Source organism: Streptomyces yamdrokensis, from assembly GCF_053890455.1.
The window spans coordinates 45870-61066 of sequence record NZ_JBSSMB010000004.1 but is presented as its reverse complement, the minus strand read 5'-3'; the positions used below and the strand labels follow the sequence as shown (position 1 = coordinate 61066).

The following is a 15197-nucleotide window of genomic DNA, read 5'->3' as shown; positions in this document are numbered from 1 at the left end:
GCAGCGGCAACGAGCCGGAGAACTTGCAGCTCACCCAGCAGACACCAGACACTCGGCGGCACGTTCTGCATCTCGAACGGTCCGAGCCGGCAGAGAACCGTGCAGCTGATGTCCGTGACCATCACGCCGGTGATCAGGAGGAGTCGCTTGGCTTCCTGTATTCACAGCGCGGAGAGAAAGCGTTTCGGTGAAATCCTGGCGATCCGATGGAATTCGCGGGAGAAATGGAATTTGCCGCACATTGCGAATCACGCCATGCCGTCCATGCTCAAGGGATCCGATCCGGGAGCCTGCTCCGCATGATGCGGACCGACCGCTCGACGGCCCTCTCGATCCCTGTCGCTGCACATTGCCGCTCTGACGCCGAGACGGATACCGGCCGGTCACGCCCACGTATCGAACGTTCGCGCGAAGTGAAATCGTCGGCACTGCCGGACATTATTAACGGCTGATGAGGGTCCGAGCAACCACGACATCGATGTTTGCCATGCGCGGCCCATGGGCACATGCAGATCTTTTCGGCGGACAGACGACAGCAATGACGGAGATGCTTGGCCAACCTCCACGGCGGAGGATCTGTGCGGAGAGGTTCTCGTATGACGAGTCGCAGCCGATTCCATGCCGCCCCACGCGTCGAAATGGAGAAGGAATGCCATCCATTCAACCGCTGCTAGAACAGGACAAAGTCAGCACGTTGGAGGCCTTCGCCGACACCATAGTCCCCGGTGCGAAACGATACGAGGGGGACCGGGCGGTGGCCGGCGTCGTACCGGGTCCCGGCGCAGTGGCGGCAGGAGCCCTGGAACTGCTCCAGACCGCCGCCACCGGGTTGTCGGACTCCCTGGACGACTTCGCCGATGCCCTCAACGCCCACGCCCGGCTGTACGCCGACGCGGAACCGGCCGACGCGGACGCCGCGGTGCCGCCCTTCGTGGCCCTGTCCTACACCGAGCGAACGCACCTGGTAACCGTCCTGACCGCTCCCGGACACCCCGAACGCGATATCTGGGTCAGTCTTGCCCTGTTCAGCAACATGGCCTTCGACACCGGCGCCCATCTGCACACCGCCGACGCGATCGCCGCCGGACACCCGGGCCTGGCCGCGCTGGGCTTCGCACCCCCCTCCGAAGACGGGCAGTGGCGCTTTTCCGAATTCTCCTACGGTCGCCCCCTCGCCCGTCTCCACCCCGACACCACACCCTCCGGGAGCCTGGCGTGAATGCGATCGAGCAGACCGATGTGCTGATCGTGGGCAGCGGATTCGGCGGATCCATCACCGCGTACCACCTCGCCGCGGGCGGGGCGAAGGTCACCATGCTGGAGAGGGGCCCATGGCTGGAGTCAAACGACTTCGAGCACGACTTCCTCCTCGGTTCCTCCTACACCCGAATCTTTGATTTCACCGTCGGCGACGGCATGAGCCTGCTCGGCGGCAACTGCGTCGGCGGAGGCAGCGTCGTCTACTTCGCCGCGATGCCCCGCGCACCCCGCTTCGTCTTCGACCGCACCGGAAGCATTGGCCGCCGCATGTGGCCGGCCGCCATCAGCCGCGATGTCCTCGACCCCTGGTACGACGTGGTCAGCGAGGCCCTCCCCATAACCACCCAGAGCTGGGAGGACGTCAGCTATGCCGGCGGTCTCTTCGCCGCGGCCTGCGACCACGCCGGCCGGACCGCCAATCCCGTCCCCACCGCGGTGGACAATTCCAAGTGCACGAACTGCAACTGGATGATGGCCGGCTGCCGATTCGACGCGAAACGCTCACTCCTGCTGAACTACCTCCCTGCCGCGCGCGCCCACGGGGCCGAGATCCGGCCGCTGCACGAGGTGCAGAAACTCACCCGCACCGAGAACGGCGGCTACCGCGTCCACTACAACACCATCGATGACACGGACTACCGCTTGAGCAACGGCAGCGGCGTCATCGAAGCCAAGATCGTCATCCTGGCCGCAGGAGCAGGCGCCACCCCGGTCATCCTGCAGCGCTCCGCCGCCGACCTCGGCGGGATGCCACATGCAGTCGGACGCTACTTCTCCGGCAACGGCGAGCGGCTCAACAACGCAGTGATCAACGAAGAACGCGCCCGCGACCTCCTGGGGCTGGACCGCGGCGACGACATCGCCTACCTCGCCAACCAGATCGGCAAGGGACCGGTCGTGGCAAGCTGGGACAACCTCGACGGCAACCTTCCCGAACACTCCCGGTTCTCCCTCGAACAGCTCTACTTCCCGCCGGGCTTCGGCACCATCCTCGCCCAGGTCCCCGACGCCCAGAAACCCAGTTGGTTCGGCGCGGAGAAGACCGAAATGGTCCGGCGCTGGCGCTCCTGGCTGACCATCTTCACGATGGTCGAGGACGACAACGAAGGCGTCTTCGGACCGCCCCCGCCGACCGGGAACGCCGTGCGGATCTCGCAGCAGATGCTCGGCCGGGGCCCGATCTCCTACCGGCCCAGCGCCAACACCCTGCGCGGCTGGGACGAATCCGACGCGGTCGTCAAGGACATCCTGGAACGTGACGGGCTGTCCCGCGTGACGCCCTGGACCAATGACGTGGTCGGCGCCTACACCGTCCACCCACTCGCGTCCTGCCGCATCGGCGACGACCCGCACACCTCCGCCCTGGACGACCGGCACGAACTGCGCGGCCACCCCGGCATCTTCGTGACGGACGGCTCCGCGGTACCGGGCGCCCTCACCGTCAATCCCGCGCTCACCATCTCCGCGCTCGCCGAACGCGCCGTTCCCGGGATCGTCCAAGCGGCCCGCGAACGTGGCATCGACGTCACCTACGGCGCCCCCGCCCCCGACGGCAGCACCTCCGGCCGGGCCGGCGTCCGACGGCAGCTCCCCCTGCTCGCCCGTAAGTAGCGGACAGTCCCAACGGCAGACAGGGCATGTCCCGCCGGGGGCGAGACCCCCGTAGCCGGGGCGTACCCCGCCGGGCCGAGGTGCCCGCCGTGCGCTCCCGGACGGCGGGCCGAGAAGACTCGCCGAATGGGCGGAAGGCTCCTGGGGCGGGCAGCGCTCCCCCGCGTCCGCCCCAGGGCAGGTGCCCGAGGCCCTCGGTGTGGCCGTGGTCTTCCACTGCCTCAACCGCATGGTCAACGTCTCCCTCGGGCCGTCCCCTTCTCGGCCCGTATCCTCGCCGCGAAGGCCGGCCGTCCACACCGCGGGCGTAATCACCGTCCCCGTCTCCATCCGCAGCCTCATCACCGAGGAACCGTCCGACGGGGATGGCACGCACAGGACACTCGACCCGGATCGGCTCGGCAGGGCCGAAGCTCAGCTGCCCCCGAGGACCGCCGCCCCGCCCCGCGCCGCCGACGGCGGCGCGGGGCGGCGGCGTTGCGGGCGGCGGGTGGTCATGCCGTCAGCCTTGCGCCCCGCCCCCGGATCACGCCCGGCCTCATCCGGCCCTCCTGTGCATCCAGGGGTGCCGGTAAGAACGCTGTCACCGGTCCTGCCGGCTTATTGTGCGGTGGCCTCGACGGTGTCCTCCGACTTGCGGGCCAGCAAGTGGGCGTCGAGGAAGCCCCGCTCAGAGGCTGGGTCGTGGAGCAGCCGGGCGAACGTGACGAGCCCGGTCCGGGCCAGCAGCTCGGCGAACCGGTCCACCGGCCAGCTGTGGGCGGGCGTCACCTTGTGGTCGAAGCGGACCGGCTCGGGCCCGTCGGTCGCGAAGAACGAGACCAGGAGCAGGCCCTCTGGTGCCAGGACACGCGCCTGCTCGGCGAGCAGCGCGGGTAGCTCCCCAGGAGGGGTGTGAATCATCGAGTAGTGGGCCAGCACACCGCCGAGCGCGCCGTCCTCGACCGGCAGGGCCTCCATTCGCGCCTCGTCGAACTGCAGCGCCGGATGGGCCCGCCGGGCGTGGTCGACCATGGCTGGGGAGAGGTCGAGCCCGAAGGCATCCAGCCCCAGGTCATGCAGCATGGCCGTCAGATGTCCGGGCCCGCAGCCGACATCGGCCGCCCGCGGATTCCCCGTCCCGCGCACCAGCTCGGCAAAAATGCCGATCATGTTCCGCGAGAACGGCTGCGTCTCCAGCCGATCAGCGAACATCGACGCATACAGCTCGACGACCCCGTCGTAGGCCGCTCTGGTCTCGTCCTGGTGCTCCACCACGGGAAGGAAGTTAACACCCACCGTTCGCAGCTGTTCTCCCGCCTCGTGCCGAATCCCGCGCCCGTCGCCGCGGGCGTTCTCGCCCCCACGGCAAGACCACCACCCGGCTCCGCAACGAGGCTGGTGGGACCCGGAGCCGATACGCCGTTGGCGACCACAGTCGGTCACCAACTGGCTGGGTTCCTCGTGGAACCGGCGACAGCTGATTAGGCGATCACACCAGGAAGACCCCCATTCGGTCACGCGGCAAGGGAGAGGTCGAGTCGGGCAAGGTGGCTGACGCGGGTGCGGTCGAGCGGGTGGCCGTTCCACCAGGCACCGAGGCGGATGAGGTTGAGTGCAACGGCGGAGAGGGCGTGTTCCAGGTGGGTCTTCTGGAGACCGAGGCGGCGGGCACGTCTCATCCCGGTGACCGCGACGGCCTGGTGGATGGCTCCCTCGATGCCCGCGCGGGTTCCGTACTTGGCTCGCCACTGCTCGTCGCCCTGCTGGAGGCGGGCGTGGTCGAGGGCTTCTTGCCGTTCGCGGGGTTGCAGGGAGAGGGTACGGCCGCCGGTCTTCGAGCGGGTGCACTGGTCGCGCACCGGGCAGGGGCGGCATGTCTCCTTGTGGAACTTGATGACGACGGCCTTGGTGCCGCGCAGGGTGGCGGGGCTCCACCAGGTGCTGGTGTCCCCGCGTGGGCAGGTGGCCTGCCGCTTGTCCCAGTCGACGGCGAACGCGGTGCGGTCGAACCCGGCGCCGGCACGCGCCTGGGGTGAGCTGTTCATCAGGACCGGGGTGACCAGGGTGACTCCGAAGTTCTTCTTCATGCCCACGATCAGCTCGGCGGAGGCGTAACCGGAACCGGGGAAGTGCTCGGCGGGCAGGGGATCGCGGGCGGCGAGCATGTGATGGACCGGTTCGGTCATTTCCGTATCGGTCACTGTGGCGTCGGTGGTCGCGATGCCGGTGATCAAGCGCGGCGGCGGTCCGTCGGCTCCAGGGATCAGAGCCTGGCCGCCGGAAGCCGAGTCCTGGTCATCGGCATCGTCGCAGGACTCACTGATGTGGATCTTGTACCGGTCCACCAGGAGCCCTGTTTGAGGCCGTAGCGCGCGTCGGTGTCGTACGGAGAGGCCAGCCGCAGTCGGCCGGGCGGGAGGTCTTTGCTCTCCCGCCGCTTCACCTCCGCTCCGGCCTCGGTCACGGTGCGGTGGTAGTTCTGCACCCACATCGTGCGCAGGACCTGCACCGCCGGGAGCTCGCGCAGCCAGGCCGGCGCGCCAGGGGCATGCACTGCCTCCAGCAGCGCGAACCCGTCCCGGCCGTAGACCAGGGCCATCTCCTCGCGCTTGCTCGTGGAAGCCGGCGGATGCCAGGAGTGAGTCCGCGGGCCGTAGCGGTCGGCCCATTCCCGAACGGACACCGCCCCGGCCGGCCAGTCCGGGGCCGCGCAGGCCAGCGCCTCCAGCGCGGCCCGCAGCGCCTCCCCGGCCAGCTCCAGCCTGTTCAGATCGCGTACCGCCGCCAGCACGCGGGGGGAGTCAGTGCGCTGCCTGCCTCCCGCCTTCACCAGGCCCCGGTCCTTGAGGGCGGTCAGCAGCAGGTCGAGCACCTTCTCCTCCATCCCGTGCTCGACCAGTCGCGTGCGGAACTCGGACAGCACCGAGGCGTCGAGCCCGGGATCATCCAGCTCCAGGCCGAGCGCGTACTTCAGGTCCATGCCGTACCGCCCCCGATGCGCTGCCGCCCGGTCGGTGAGGTTCTCGGTGAACTGCAACACCGTCACCAGCGCCAGCTGGCCCAATGGCCAGCCCGGATTCCCTCCGGCTCCGAACGCCTGGGCGAACTCGGCGTCCGCGAACAACTCGCCCAGCTCGTCACGGTCCCGCATCGCCAACGGGTACGGGCCCCGTGCCGCCACAGCCCGTGCCACCTGCGCGGTCAGCTCAGGCACCCTCGGCCACGGCCCCGGCCGCATCGACATCCCACACTCCACCCGCGACCGGGATCGCCAAGACGTCCGCTGCTGTCCCGACCGACGGGCTGCCAGCCCTGCCGGGCACGGAACAAGCCAGCAGGATCGATGACAGCGTTCTTACCGGCACCCCATCCACAGCCGCCCGCTGTGCCGCCGGCCATCGAATGACGGTGCGAAATGCCTGGTTGGCCGGATCAAGTACGCCGAACTCCCAGGTGCGGGCGTGGGCGGCCGCCCCGGGCATGGGGAGAGGCGCCGTCCGGCACGTCGGATGCGGGCACGGCGCGGCGATCAGGTCCGGGAGTGGGGCTGCAGGAGCATCTGCTGGAGTTCGGCGGTGCACATCATGTAGCCGTCGGGGGTCGGCAGGTTCTCGAGGTAGTGGTCGAGATCGGATGCCAGGGAGAAGACCCGTACCGGGGTGCCCGCGGCGCGGGCGGACTCCACGACCCTGCGCACCCCGTCCAGGACAGCCGGGTGACGGGTGCGGTAGGAGTCGGCGACCAGGTGGTTGCCCCGGTCCGCCGCGAGGTAGAACTGCACCAGGTCCTTGATGCCGACGAACAGTTCGCTGACGCCCGCGGCGCACATCGCCGAGGTGGCGTGTACGGCGGAGGGCGTCTCGATGAACGCTGACAGGGGAGCGCCGTCCGGTAGGTCGAGATGCGATCTGAGCTGGGAGAACTCCGTCTCGTCGCTGACGAACGGCACCGAGAGCCCTACCCGGTCGGCTTCGTCGCCGAGGTGTTTGCGCAGGGTGGACAGCACGGCGTGCAATGCGTCGCGGTAGGCGACGGAGCCGAGCAGCCAGCGTGCGCCGTGCAGGCCCATCTCGGGGTTCGGCTCGACCGCGACCGGGGCGGTCTCGGTGACGTCGGCCGCATGGTCGGAGCGCAGGTCGAGCATCCGCAGGATCAGTCGTTGGCCGGGCAGGAGCGCCTCGACAAAGCCGCAGAGCCTCCCTCCGATGGCCTGTCCGTAGGCGGTGATGTCGGCGGGGCCGCCGGCCATGGCGTCGAGCGGGCTCAGACCCAGTGCGAGGCAGAGGAACTCCTCGCGGATGAAGAAGGACTCGACCTGTCCGGCGTTCGGCCCGGAGGCGTTGACGGTGGTGATGTCCTGCAGGTCCGCGATGACCGCGCACGCCGAGCCGAGGTCGTCCAGGGTGGGACTCCCGGCCCCGGACTCCGCGGACGGCTTCGGTCCGACGACGATCGACGCGCTCTCCAGGTACAGCGTCACCTCGCCGACCAGATCGGCGAGGTCCGCCTCGTCGACACGGAGCACGGGTATCCCTCTGCCGCGGCACAGGGACTGCATGTGACCGGTCAGCCCGCCGGAGCCGCAGACCACCGCGCGCGCGGCCACGATGGCGTCGTACAGCCCGGCTTCGAGGGAAGGGGCGACGAGGATGGTTCCCTCGCGTGGACTTCTTGTTCGGTTACAGATGCCATGCAGCACGCTCTCGGTGCCGCCGGCCAGAAGAAATCCCAGAATCCGCCGCCCGTTCCCGTTCAACTAACCCTCCAGGTTCTCGACGTTCCCGATCCCCAGTTGCCGACGTAGCTGCCGTGGCGTCACGGAGACGTCGTTGAGCCGTTCCACAGCGACCCGGTTGACGACTGCTCTCATCAGGCGGTCGGGCCGGGAGACATCCGTCGGAAGTGCCGGAAGACCGCCCAGGGAAAGAATGCTCGCGTTCAGGCGGGAGTCGAGTGCTTCTCTTTGCTCGCGTTCACGCGTGGCCAGCCTTCGTACTTCCAATACCACAGACTCCTCCAGGGCCGCCCGGGCCGCTTCCTCCGGATTGCTGGCATAGCTCCGGTAGTGGGGATGCCGGGCCGCGATGTCGTTCAAGCCGTCCTGCCGCAGTTCCAGCTGCTCGATCACGTGGGCCGCGACGGATACCGAGTGGTTCTTGATAGCGGCGAGGTTGAACGTGAACGCGCCGGTTCGGCCGTGCCGGACGATCTCGTCGCCCTCCCTCAGCGCGCCGACCGTGGAGATCGGACCTGCCGGTCGCCCGTCGGCGCCCAGCAGCGTTCCGCATTCGTCGACCTCCAGGCCGCGCCCGGTGCGCTCGTGGGGGGCCGCGATGCCTTTGCGAAGGAGGTTTCGCCAGAGCGGCTGTCCGACCTTGGCGTAGTCGGACTCCCTGCCGAAGTTGGAGACCACCAGGTCGGCTTCGACGCTGTGCTTCTCGTGTTGTGCGGCGACCGAGACCAGCAGCCGCCCGGACTGCGCGGGCGTGATCGCCCGCACCTTTCCGAGAACCAGTTCCACCGGCCCGTCCGGTGGCCGCATCGCGTGTTCGATGACCCCCATCGTGTGCTCCACGGCACCGACGCGTAATGCCGCGATGGTGGTGGCGAACTCATCGAGCAGGCAGCGCAGTTCGTCCGTGGGGATGCGTTCGATGGCCTCGGGGAGGTAGGGCTCCCACGCCTTGGCGACGCGCTCGGAGATGATCACGGAGGCGATGTCGGGGTGATTCTCCCGGACCGTCGAGCACGCTGTCCGCCATGCGGTCCTGACCCTGGCCAGGAATTCCTCGCGGTTGCGGTAGGGCTCCAGCAGGGCGTCGGGGCGGGGCAGTCGCAGCACGCCGTGTTCGTGGGTGTTGGGGTAGGTGCGGAAGATCGTTCCGGACTTGGAGATGAGGTGGATCCGCCCGGTGTGGCCGTTGCGCAGCAACATGCCTGCCGAGTCGTAGGCGCTCAGCGCGGATCCGACGATGGCGACGGTGGCGTCGGACGGGAGTTGGGCGAGTTTGCGGATTCCGGTCGCGGAGTACGGGTTCCGTACGAAGGAGGGGTGCCCGGTGACCTCTGCGGCGAAGGGCGGCTCCTTGAGTTCGAGGCCGGTGGCGAGGACGACGTGGTCCGTGCCGAGCACCTCCGTGTCCGGGAGCGGCCCGGGACGCAGGCCGTCGAGGCCGTTCGCGGAGAGGTGGCCCACCGTCACCTCGAAGCCCCGGTCGCACGCGTCCATGTCGAGCGCCTCACCGTCCGCTTCGACGAGGTCGACGCCGGGGCAGGACTCCCTTCTGGCCTCGGCCAGCCGGTCGTCGAGGTAGTCCTGGAAGATTCGGCGGGGTGCCGGGCCCTGTTCGGTGAACTCCTGCGCGGCCCAGTGTTGCGGCCAGTCCCGGCGGTCGGCCTCCTGGTTGCCCCAGCGGATGAAGTCGAGGACGTCCTCCCGGAACACGGACATTCGGCCGGCCTGGATGTTGAAGACGTGGTCCCAGGGGTTGCCGTCACGGTGGTAGGCGACTCCGGCGGAGCGGTAGTCGGGGCGCCGCTCCAGCAGGACGATCTCAAGTGGTCTTCGCGCGAAGCGGAGCAGTCGGATCGCCGTTGCGGTGCCGGCCAGACCGGCCCCCACGACGAGCACTCTGGGGCGCACGTCCGTTCGACTCATGAAGCCTCCCCGCTGAACCGAGGGCTCCCGGCAGTGCCGCCCCGCCGGTGCCGCGTACTGAGTGGAAGTTGCCTGATGAAACGTCGACTTGCTCGTGTGGTTGGGCCCTTGGGGCATGGTTCTGATGCCGGGACAAGCAGCGATCGCGAACGTGCGCGGACGAATCCCGAACCTGCCGGCCGTCGAGACCCGATGGGGTGACCCGCGGGACCGGCTCTTTCGCCGGTGTGGCCGCGCGGCACCAAAACGACCCGGAGCGCGCGGCCGGTGGGATCAGCCGTCTAGGCCCGGTGCGGCCGGGACGTCGAGTTCCGTACGGGCGTAGTGGTTGAAGTAGTTGGTGTAGAGGTTCACCGCTACGTGGACGAACACCTCTGTCAGCTGGGTGTCCGTCCAGCCCTGTGCCACGGCCTTGTCCCACGCCGCGTCGGAGGCCTCGCCGACCTCGCCGGCGATCTCCCTCGCGACCTGGACCAGGGCGGCGAGCTTCGCGTCGTCGCCCGCCTCTCCACGGCGGATCGCCACGGTCTCCTCCTCGGTGAAGCCCGCCGTCTTCGCCGAGACCGTGTGCGCCGACTGGCAGTACGCGCACGCGTCGACCGCGCCCACGGCCAGGGCTATCGCCTCGCGTGTGCGGGCGTCGAAGGTGCCGTGCTCTGCGATGGCCGTGCTGATCGCCGCATAGGCCTCCAGGACCACGGGTGAGTGGGCCATCCCTCCGTGGATGTTGAGCACCTTCCCGAAACGCTTCTCCAGGCGGCGCAGGGTCTCCCCGCCGGCTGCGGGCGCGCTGTCGACGGTGTGGACGGGAATCCGCGGCATGTGATGCCTCTCCTCGGTAGTGGTGGGAATCCCCCGTCCCCGCAGTCTGCCGAAACAACGAGACCGCTGGGCGGTTGTCGCCTTCTTCCCTCACCGCCGCTTCTCCTGGTGGCGTACCACTTCGGGATTGCTCCGGCTCCCGTCAACCGCGCTTTGTGCAGGGCAGTTGTCCGGACCCGAGATCCCTCAGCAAGCCGGGAGATGCCGGCCGTTGGGCGATCCTCAATCGTATCTGTGGGATCCCTTCCCATGATTCGAACCAGGCCTTGTGGTGGATCCGATCGTGCCGTCACCGGTCTTCGCGATGTGTCCGCCGGTCACCACACCCGGCGGGACAGGGGGCCTTTTGGCGGCGGGGCCCGCATGGGGCGCCGTCGAGATCCCGCGCTGGAACGAACAGGCGTGACCGGTGGCCGCCTGCCCTGATGACGAAGGAAAGGAAACGCTGATGGCCGACGTGCGGCCCTACTACGAACTGCGCTATCTCGTCGGATTCGAGGAGACCAATCTGGTCGGCAACGTCTACTACGTCAACTACGTTCGCTGGCAGGGCCGGTGCCGGGAGATGTTCCTGCTGGACATGGCCCCCGAAGTGCTCGACGACATTCGCGACGACCTGAAGCTGTTCACCGTCTCGGTGAGCTGCGAATTCTTCGCCGAGATCACCGCCTTCGACCAGCTCTCGATCCAGATGCGCCTGGAGGAGCTGACCCAGACGCAGATCGCCTTCACCTTCGACTACGTGCGATTGCACGAGGGCACCGAGAAGCTGGTGGCCCGTGGCCGGCAGCGGGTGGCCTGTATGCGCGGCCCCAATGGCGACACCCGGCCCACGAGGGTGCCCGAGGCCCTGCGGCTGGCCCTGGAACCGTACGCCGCGCAGGTACCGGCCTCAGCCTCCGTTCGCGAGGGCTGAGGTGCCGACGGACATGTCCGGGACGTGGTCCTGGTGGAGGCCTGTGCCGTAGCCCTGTCCGACGATGCGGTGGGCCGCTGCGTCGTAGTAACCCTCCTCGGCCGGGACATCGGTGGACAGACAGCTGACGTAGCGGTTGTACATGCAGAAGGCCGCGGCGATCAGCACGGTGTCGTGGATGTCGCTGTCCTCGGCACCTTCGGCGCGGGCCGCGGCGACCGCGTCGTCGGACACCGGACGGGCATGTTGCCGCACCTCGGCCGCGATCCGCAGCAGGGCGCGCAGCCGAGGAGTGACCGGCGCGCTGTCCGGGCCGGCGCACACGGCCCTGACCGTGTCCCGGCCTCCGTCGAGCTGGGCGGCGGCCGCCGCGCCGTGCGTTCCGGCGCAGAAAGGGGTGCTGTTCAGGTGGGAGACATACGCCGCGATCAGCTCGCGCTCCCCGCGACTCAGGGAGGCCGGCTCCCGCAGCAGCACGTTGGCGAGGTGGTTGAGCGGCGCGGCGGTGTCCGGGCGGTGGGCCATCAGACCGCGGATGCCGGGCTCGTCGTTGCCGGTCTTGATATGTGGCATGGGCATGTCCTCGTCTGTCGTCCGAGCGGTAGACCCGTCCATGCTCCTGAGAGCGTCGTCCGCGACCAACTCCTCCCTTGCTCAATTCGGTTCGGCCGCCGCGCACTGATCACCTCCCCTGCTCCCTTCCGCTCTCCGTCCGGAGATCCAGCAACCGGGAAGAAGGAATCGCCGCCCGTCCCCTTTACGCTGTCGCCAGATCCGACGGCTGACAAGGAAGCTCTGTTGTGGCAGGCATCGATGGATTACCGGTTCGTGGGAGCGGCGTCGGCACCGGAGGGAACGAGGTGCGGCGGCGCGGACTCCTGCTGGTCCTCGGTACGGTCGCCGGTTTTCTGCTGACCGTGATCTGGTCGGCGGAGTTCGTCGACCAGACGGTCGGCGGCAATGTGGCGAGGTCGATTCTCGGTCGTGATCCGGAGACTGCCCCGCTTGCCTCGGTGGCGGCCGGGACGGCCTTCGCCTTCACGTCGGGTCTCGCCGGGACTCTCACCGCGTGCAACATCGCGGTGTTCGGCACGGTCGCTCCGATGCTGGGGACCGTGAACAGTCGTGCGGGCCGGGCCGTCCAGGCGCTCAGACCGCTGGGCTGGCTCTTCCTGGGAATGGTCGTGGTCTCGGCGGTGTACGGGGCGGTGGTCGGTCTGGTGGGGACGTCGATGCCGCAGTTCTCCGAGGCGCAGACCGTTCCGGGGGAGTTGTCGGGGCGATCGGTGCAGTCGATGGTCACGTTCGGGGTGATCGGGCTGTCGATGTTCTGGCTGGGGCTCAGCGCGCTGGGGTACACCCGTGATCCGTTCGCGAGGTCGGCCCGCCGCTTCCCGCACGCCCAGACGGTGTTCATGGGTGTCCTGGTCGGTGGCTTCCTCATCGGGCGGCCGTATCCGCTCTTCCGCCAGCTCTTCCGTGATGCGGCCGAGAGCGGCAACCCCTTGTACGGGGCGGCGGCGTTCGTGCTGCAGTCGGTCGGCAACGTGGTGATCATCGCGGTGATCTTCTTCCTGATGGCCTATTTCGCCGGCGGCCGGCTGTCCGTCTGGATGACGGCCAGGCCGGGCCGGATGGCTGCCGTGACCGCGGTGACCCTGATCGTCGCGGGCGTATTCACCGTCCTGTACTGGGACGTCAGGCTGCTCGCGCGCCGCGAGATCATTCCCTGGTACCCGATCGCGCCTTGGGCGGCCTGACAGCATCGGACGCCGCCCGGCCACGATCGCGAGCAAGGGTGTGCGCATTCCCGAAGATGCCGTGATCCTCGCCGCCGATCGACGATGAGGCCCTCGCCACCCTCCTTGGTGGCCGACCGAGGAGGCGCCGCGTGGCAACGGCAATGGGCTCTCTGCGCAGACTTCTGATGGCTCCGTCCCTGCGTGACGTGAGCTTCGCCGGACGCGGGTTCCCGGTGACCGAAACCGCTGCCACCAGGCAGCTGGAGACCATCCCGCAGGCCGTGGTGACCGGCTTCGAATGGGGCATCGAGTCCAAGGACCTGTGGGAGATCGAGCGGCGGCTCTCGCTGGTCGACCCGGAGGTGCAGGGCTTCGCGTACGAGGGCGCGACCATGGCCTCGGTCATCCGGGACGCGATGCCCGGCCGCGGCGGACGCACCCGGGAGCTCCTCCAGGGCGCCGGACGGCGGCACATCTTCCTCAACTACATCGGCATCGGGTTCGCCATGGCCAAGCTGCCCCGGCCGTTGTGGAAGAAGGTCATGCCCGACGAGCTCGACGGCGAGGAGTTCTACCCGCCGATGAACTGGCTCGCCGTCGACGGGTACGGCTTCGACCGTGCCTACTTCGACCCCGCCCGCTGGGTCGACGACCAGCGTCCGGACACCCCCTACGCGTGGGACGGGCACCCGGACTACTTCCGGCGGGCGGTGGACCAGGGCATCGGCCGTGCCCTGTGGTTCATCCACGGTGCGCACGTCGGGCAGGTCAGCGCCGCCGTGCGCAGGTTCGCCTCCGAACGTGAGCCGGATCTGTGGGCGGGCGTCGGACTCGCCGCCACCTTTGCGGGCTGCTCCACGGCCGACGAACTGGCCGCGCTGCGCGCCGAGGCCGGTGAGCTGCACGGCCATGTGGCGCAGGGCGCCGTCTTCGCGGCGAAGGCCCGCCACTTCTCCGCCACCGTCCCCGAGCACACCCGGACCGCGCTGCACGCGCTGGCCGGGATCACCGTCGAGGCGGCGGCCGCGCTCGCCGACGCCGCCGCGCCCGAACCGGGCGTGGCGGGTGATGTCCCGACCTATGAATTGTGGCGCCGCGCGGTGCGTGAACAACTTCTCGCGCATACCCGTCAAGCATTCCTGGAGTAGCCACACGGGTACCTCTGTCGAATATCTTCGTCTAACGAACGGGAAATTCAGGCAAAGGATCGAGGGGCGGTATTTCAGGTGTCCATGATGCGTGCGTTGAGGCGCCGGGTCCTCACGCCCAATGTCCGGGAAACGCAACTGGAAACACGCGGGTTCCACATCAAGAACGCGGAGGCCAAGCAGCAGCTGGAAACGGTCGGGAAGAGCTTCCTCCAGGGATATGCCTACGCGGTCGAGGCACGCTCCGCGGACCAGGCCGCCGACTGGCTGGAGACGGTCCCCCGGGCCTTCCGCGGTTTCGCGTACGAGGGCGCCGGTATGGGCGCCGTCATGCTGGACTCGCTGACGGGCGGCAACAAGCGGCTGACCGGGATCCTGGAGGGCAGGGGCCGGCACCACAACTACATGATCTATGTCGGCGTCGGCTGGGCGATGGCCAGACTGCCGCGGTTCATGTGGCCCGACGTGACCCGTTCCGATCCGGTGCTGCGCTGGCTGATCCTGGACGGGTACGGCTTCCACCAGGCGTACTTCAAGACCGACGCCTATGTCCGCGACCCGGGCCCGGAACACCCCTTCAGCTGGAAGGGAGGGCCGGACGCCTACAGTGCCCGCGTCATCGACCAGGGCATCGGCCGCGCCCTGTGGTTCGTCGGCGGCACCGACCCGGACGTCGTCGCCGAGCTCATCGACGCCTACCCCGCCCACCGTCACGGCGACATGTACGCCGGCGCCGGGCTCGCCTGCACCTACGCGGGCAGCGCCGACGAGGACGAGCTGCGGCGCTTCGCCAAGCACGCGGGTGAGCACCGGCCGAACCTGGCGCAGGGCTCCGCGTTCGCCTGCGAGGCGCGCGAGCGGGCGGGTACGACGATCGCCCACACGCATGTCGCCGCCCGTGTCCTGTGCGGCGGCCGGACACCCGAGGAAGCCGCTCGGGTGTGTACCGACGCGGCGCCCGAGGGCTGCGACGGCGGCGAGATCCCCGCATTCGAGATCTGGCGGCAGCACATCGCCGCAGAAATCACTTCCGTTCCGCACGCGTAGAAAGGCGCTGG

11 protein-coding genes and 1 pseudogene are annotated in these 15197 nt (G+C 68.9%); 6 read left to right on the top strand and 6 right to left on the bottom strand.

The genetic code is table 11. The annotated features are described in order from the left end of the window. Positions 1 to 649 precede the first annotated feature (649 nt). Both ACWZEH_RS35445 and ACWZEH_RS35440 read left to right on the top strand, forming a co-directional pair. The gene (locus ACWZEH_RS35445; protein ID WP_456200510.1) at positions 650 to 1219 is read left to right on the top strand and encodes a DUF5987 family protein; all 570 of its coding nucleotides are present in this window, start codon (positions 650 to 652) and stop codon (positions 1217 to 1219) included. Then, positions 1216 to 2871 (top strand): FAD-dependent oxidoreductase, encoded by a 1656-nt coding sequence (locus ACWZEH_RS35440; RefSeq protein ID WP_456200508.1) that lies wholly within the window; start codon positions 1216 to 1218, stop codon positions 2869 to 2871. Before ACWZEH_RS35445 ends, ACWZEH_RS35440 begins: the two co-directional genes overlap by 4 nt. A gap of 600 nt (positions 2872 to 3471) precedes the next feature. Here the strand turns inward: ACWZEH_RS35440 and ACWZEH_RS35435 are convergent. The 5 genes and pseudogenes from ACWZEH_RS35435 to ACWZEH_RS35415 form a co-directional block, all read right to left on the bottom strand. Beyond that, complete coding sequence (locus tag ACWZEH_RS35435) at positions 3472 to 4128, bottom strand: class I SAM-dependent methyltransferase (RefSeq protein WP_456200506.1); 657 nt, start codon at positions 4126 to 4128, stop codon at positions 3472 to 3474. A gap of 239 nt (positions 4129 to 4367) precedes the next feature. Continuing rightward, positions 4368 to 6097, bottom strand: a pseudogene (locus ACWZEH_RS35430) (transposase). A gap of 285 nt (positions 6098 to 6382) precedes the next feature. Continuing rightward, positions 6383 to 7609, bottom strand: coding sequence for a putative PEP-binding protein (locus ACWZEH_RS35425; RefSeq protein WP_456200504.1), 1227 nt, complete (start codon positions 7607 to 7609; stop codon positions 6383 to 6385). After that, positions 7610 to 9511 (bottom strand): FAD/NAD(P)-binding protein, encoded by a 1902-nt coding sequence (locus ACWZEH_RS35420; RefSeq protein WP_456200502.1) that lies wholly within the window; start codon positions 9509 to 9511, stop codon positions 7610 to 7612. 273 nt (positions 9512 to 9784) lie between these two features. Beyond that, positions 9785 to 10333, bottom strand: a complete 549-nt coding sequence (locus ACWZEH_RS35415) for a carboxymuconolactone decarboxylase family protein (RefSeq protein ID WP_456200501.1) — start codon at positions 10331 to 10333, stop codon at positions 9785 to 9787. Positions 10334 to 10781: 448 nt separating this feature from the next. Here ACWZEH_RS35415 and ACWZEH_RS35410 point away from each other — a divergent pair, with 448 nt between their 5' ends. Beyond that, complete coding sequence (locus ACWZEH_RS35410) at positions 10782 to 11249, top strand: acyl-CoA thioesterase (RefSeq protein WP_456200499.1); 468 nt, start codon at positions 10782 to 10784, stop codon at positions 11247 to 11249. Here the strand turns inward: ACWZEH_RS35410 and ACWZEH_RS35405 are convergent. Beyond that, positions 11226 to 11822, bottom strand: coding sequence for a carboxymuconolactone decarboxylase family protein (locus ACWZEH_RS35405; protein WP_456200497.1), 597 nt, complete (start codon positions 11820 to 11822; stop codon positions 11226 to 11228). The two genes, ACWZEH_RS35410 and ACWZEH_RS35405, sit on opposite strands and share 24 nt — an antisense overlap. Positions 11823 to 12049: 227 nt before the next feature. On the opposite strand from ACWZEH_RS35405, the gene ACWZEH_RS35400 reads away from it, so the two are divergent. The 3 genes from ACWZEH_RS35400 to ACWZEH_RS35390 all read left to right on the top strand — a co-directional run bounded on the left by ACWZEH_RS35400 (position 12050) and on the right by ACWZEH_RS35390 (position 15186). Beyond that, complete coding sequence (locus ACWZEH_RS35400) at positions 12050 to 13009, top strand: hypothetical protein (protein WP_456200495.1); 960 nt, start codon at positions 12050 to 12052, stop codon at positions 13007 to 13009. A 131-nt stretch (positions 13010 to 13140) separates the two neighbouring features. Beyond that, complete coding sequence (locus ACWZEH_RS35395) at positions 13141 to 14139, top strand: DUF1702 family protein (protein WP_456200493.1); 999 nt, start codon at positions 13141 to 13143, stop codon at positions 14137 to 14139. A 78-nt stretch (positions 14140 to 14217) separates the two neighbouring features. Then, positions 14218 to 15186, top strand: a complete 969-nt coding sequence (locus tag ACWZEH_RS35390) for a DUF1702 family protein (protein WP_456200491.1) — start codon at positions 14218 to 14220, stop codon at positions 15184 to 15186. The last annotated feature ends 11 nt before the right edge of the window (positions 15187 to 15197 follow it).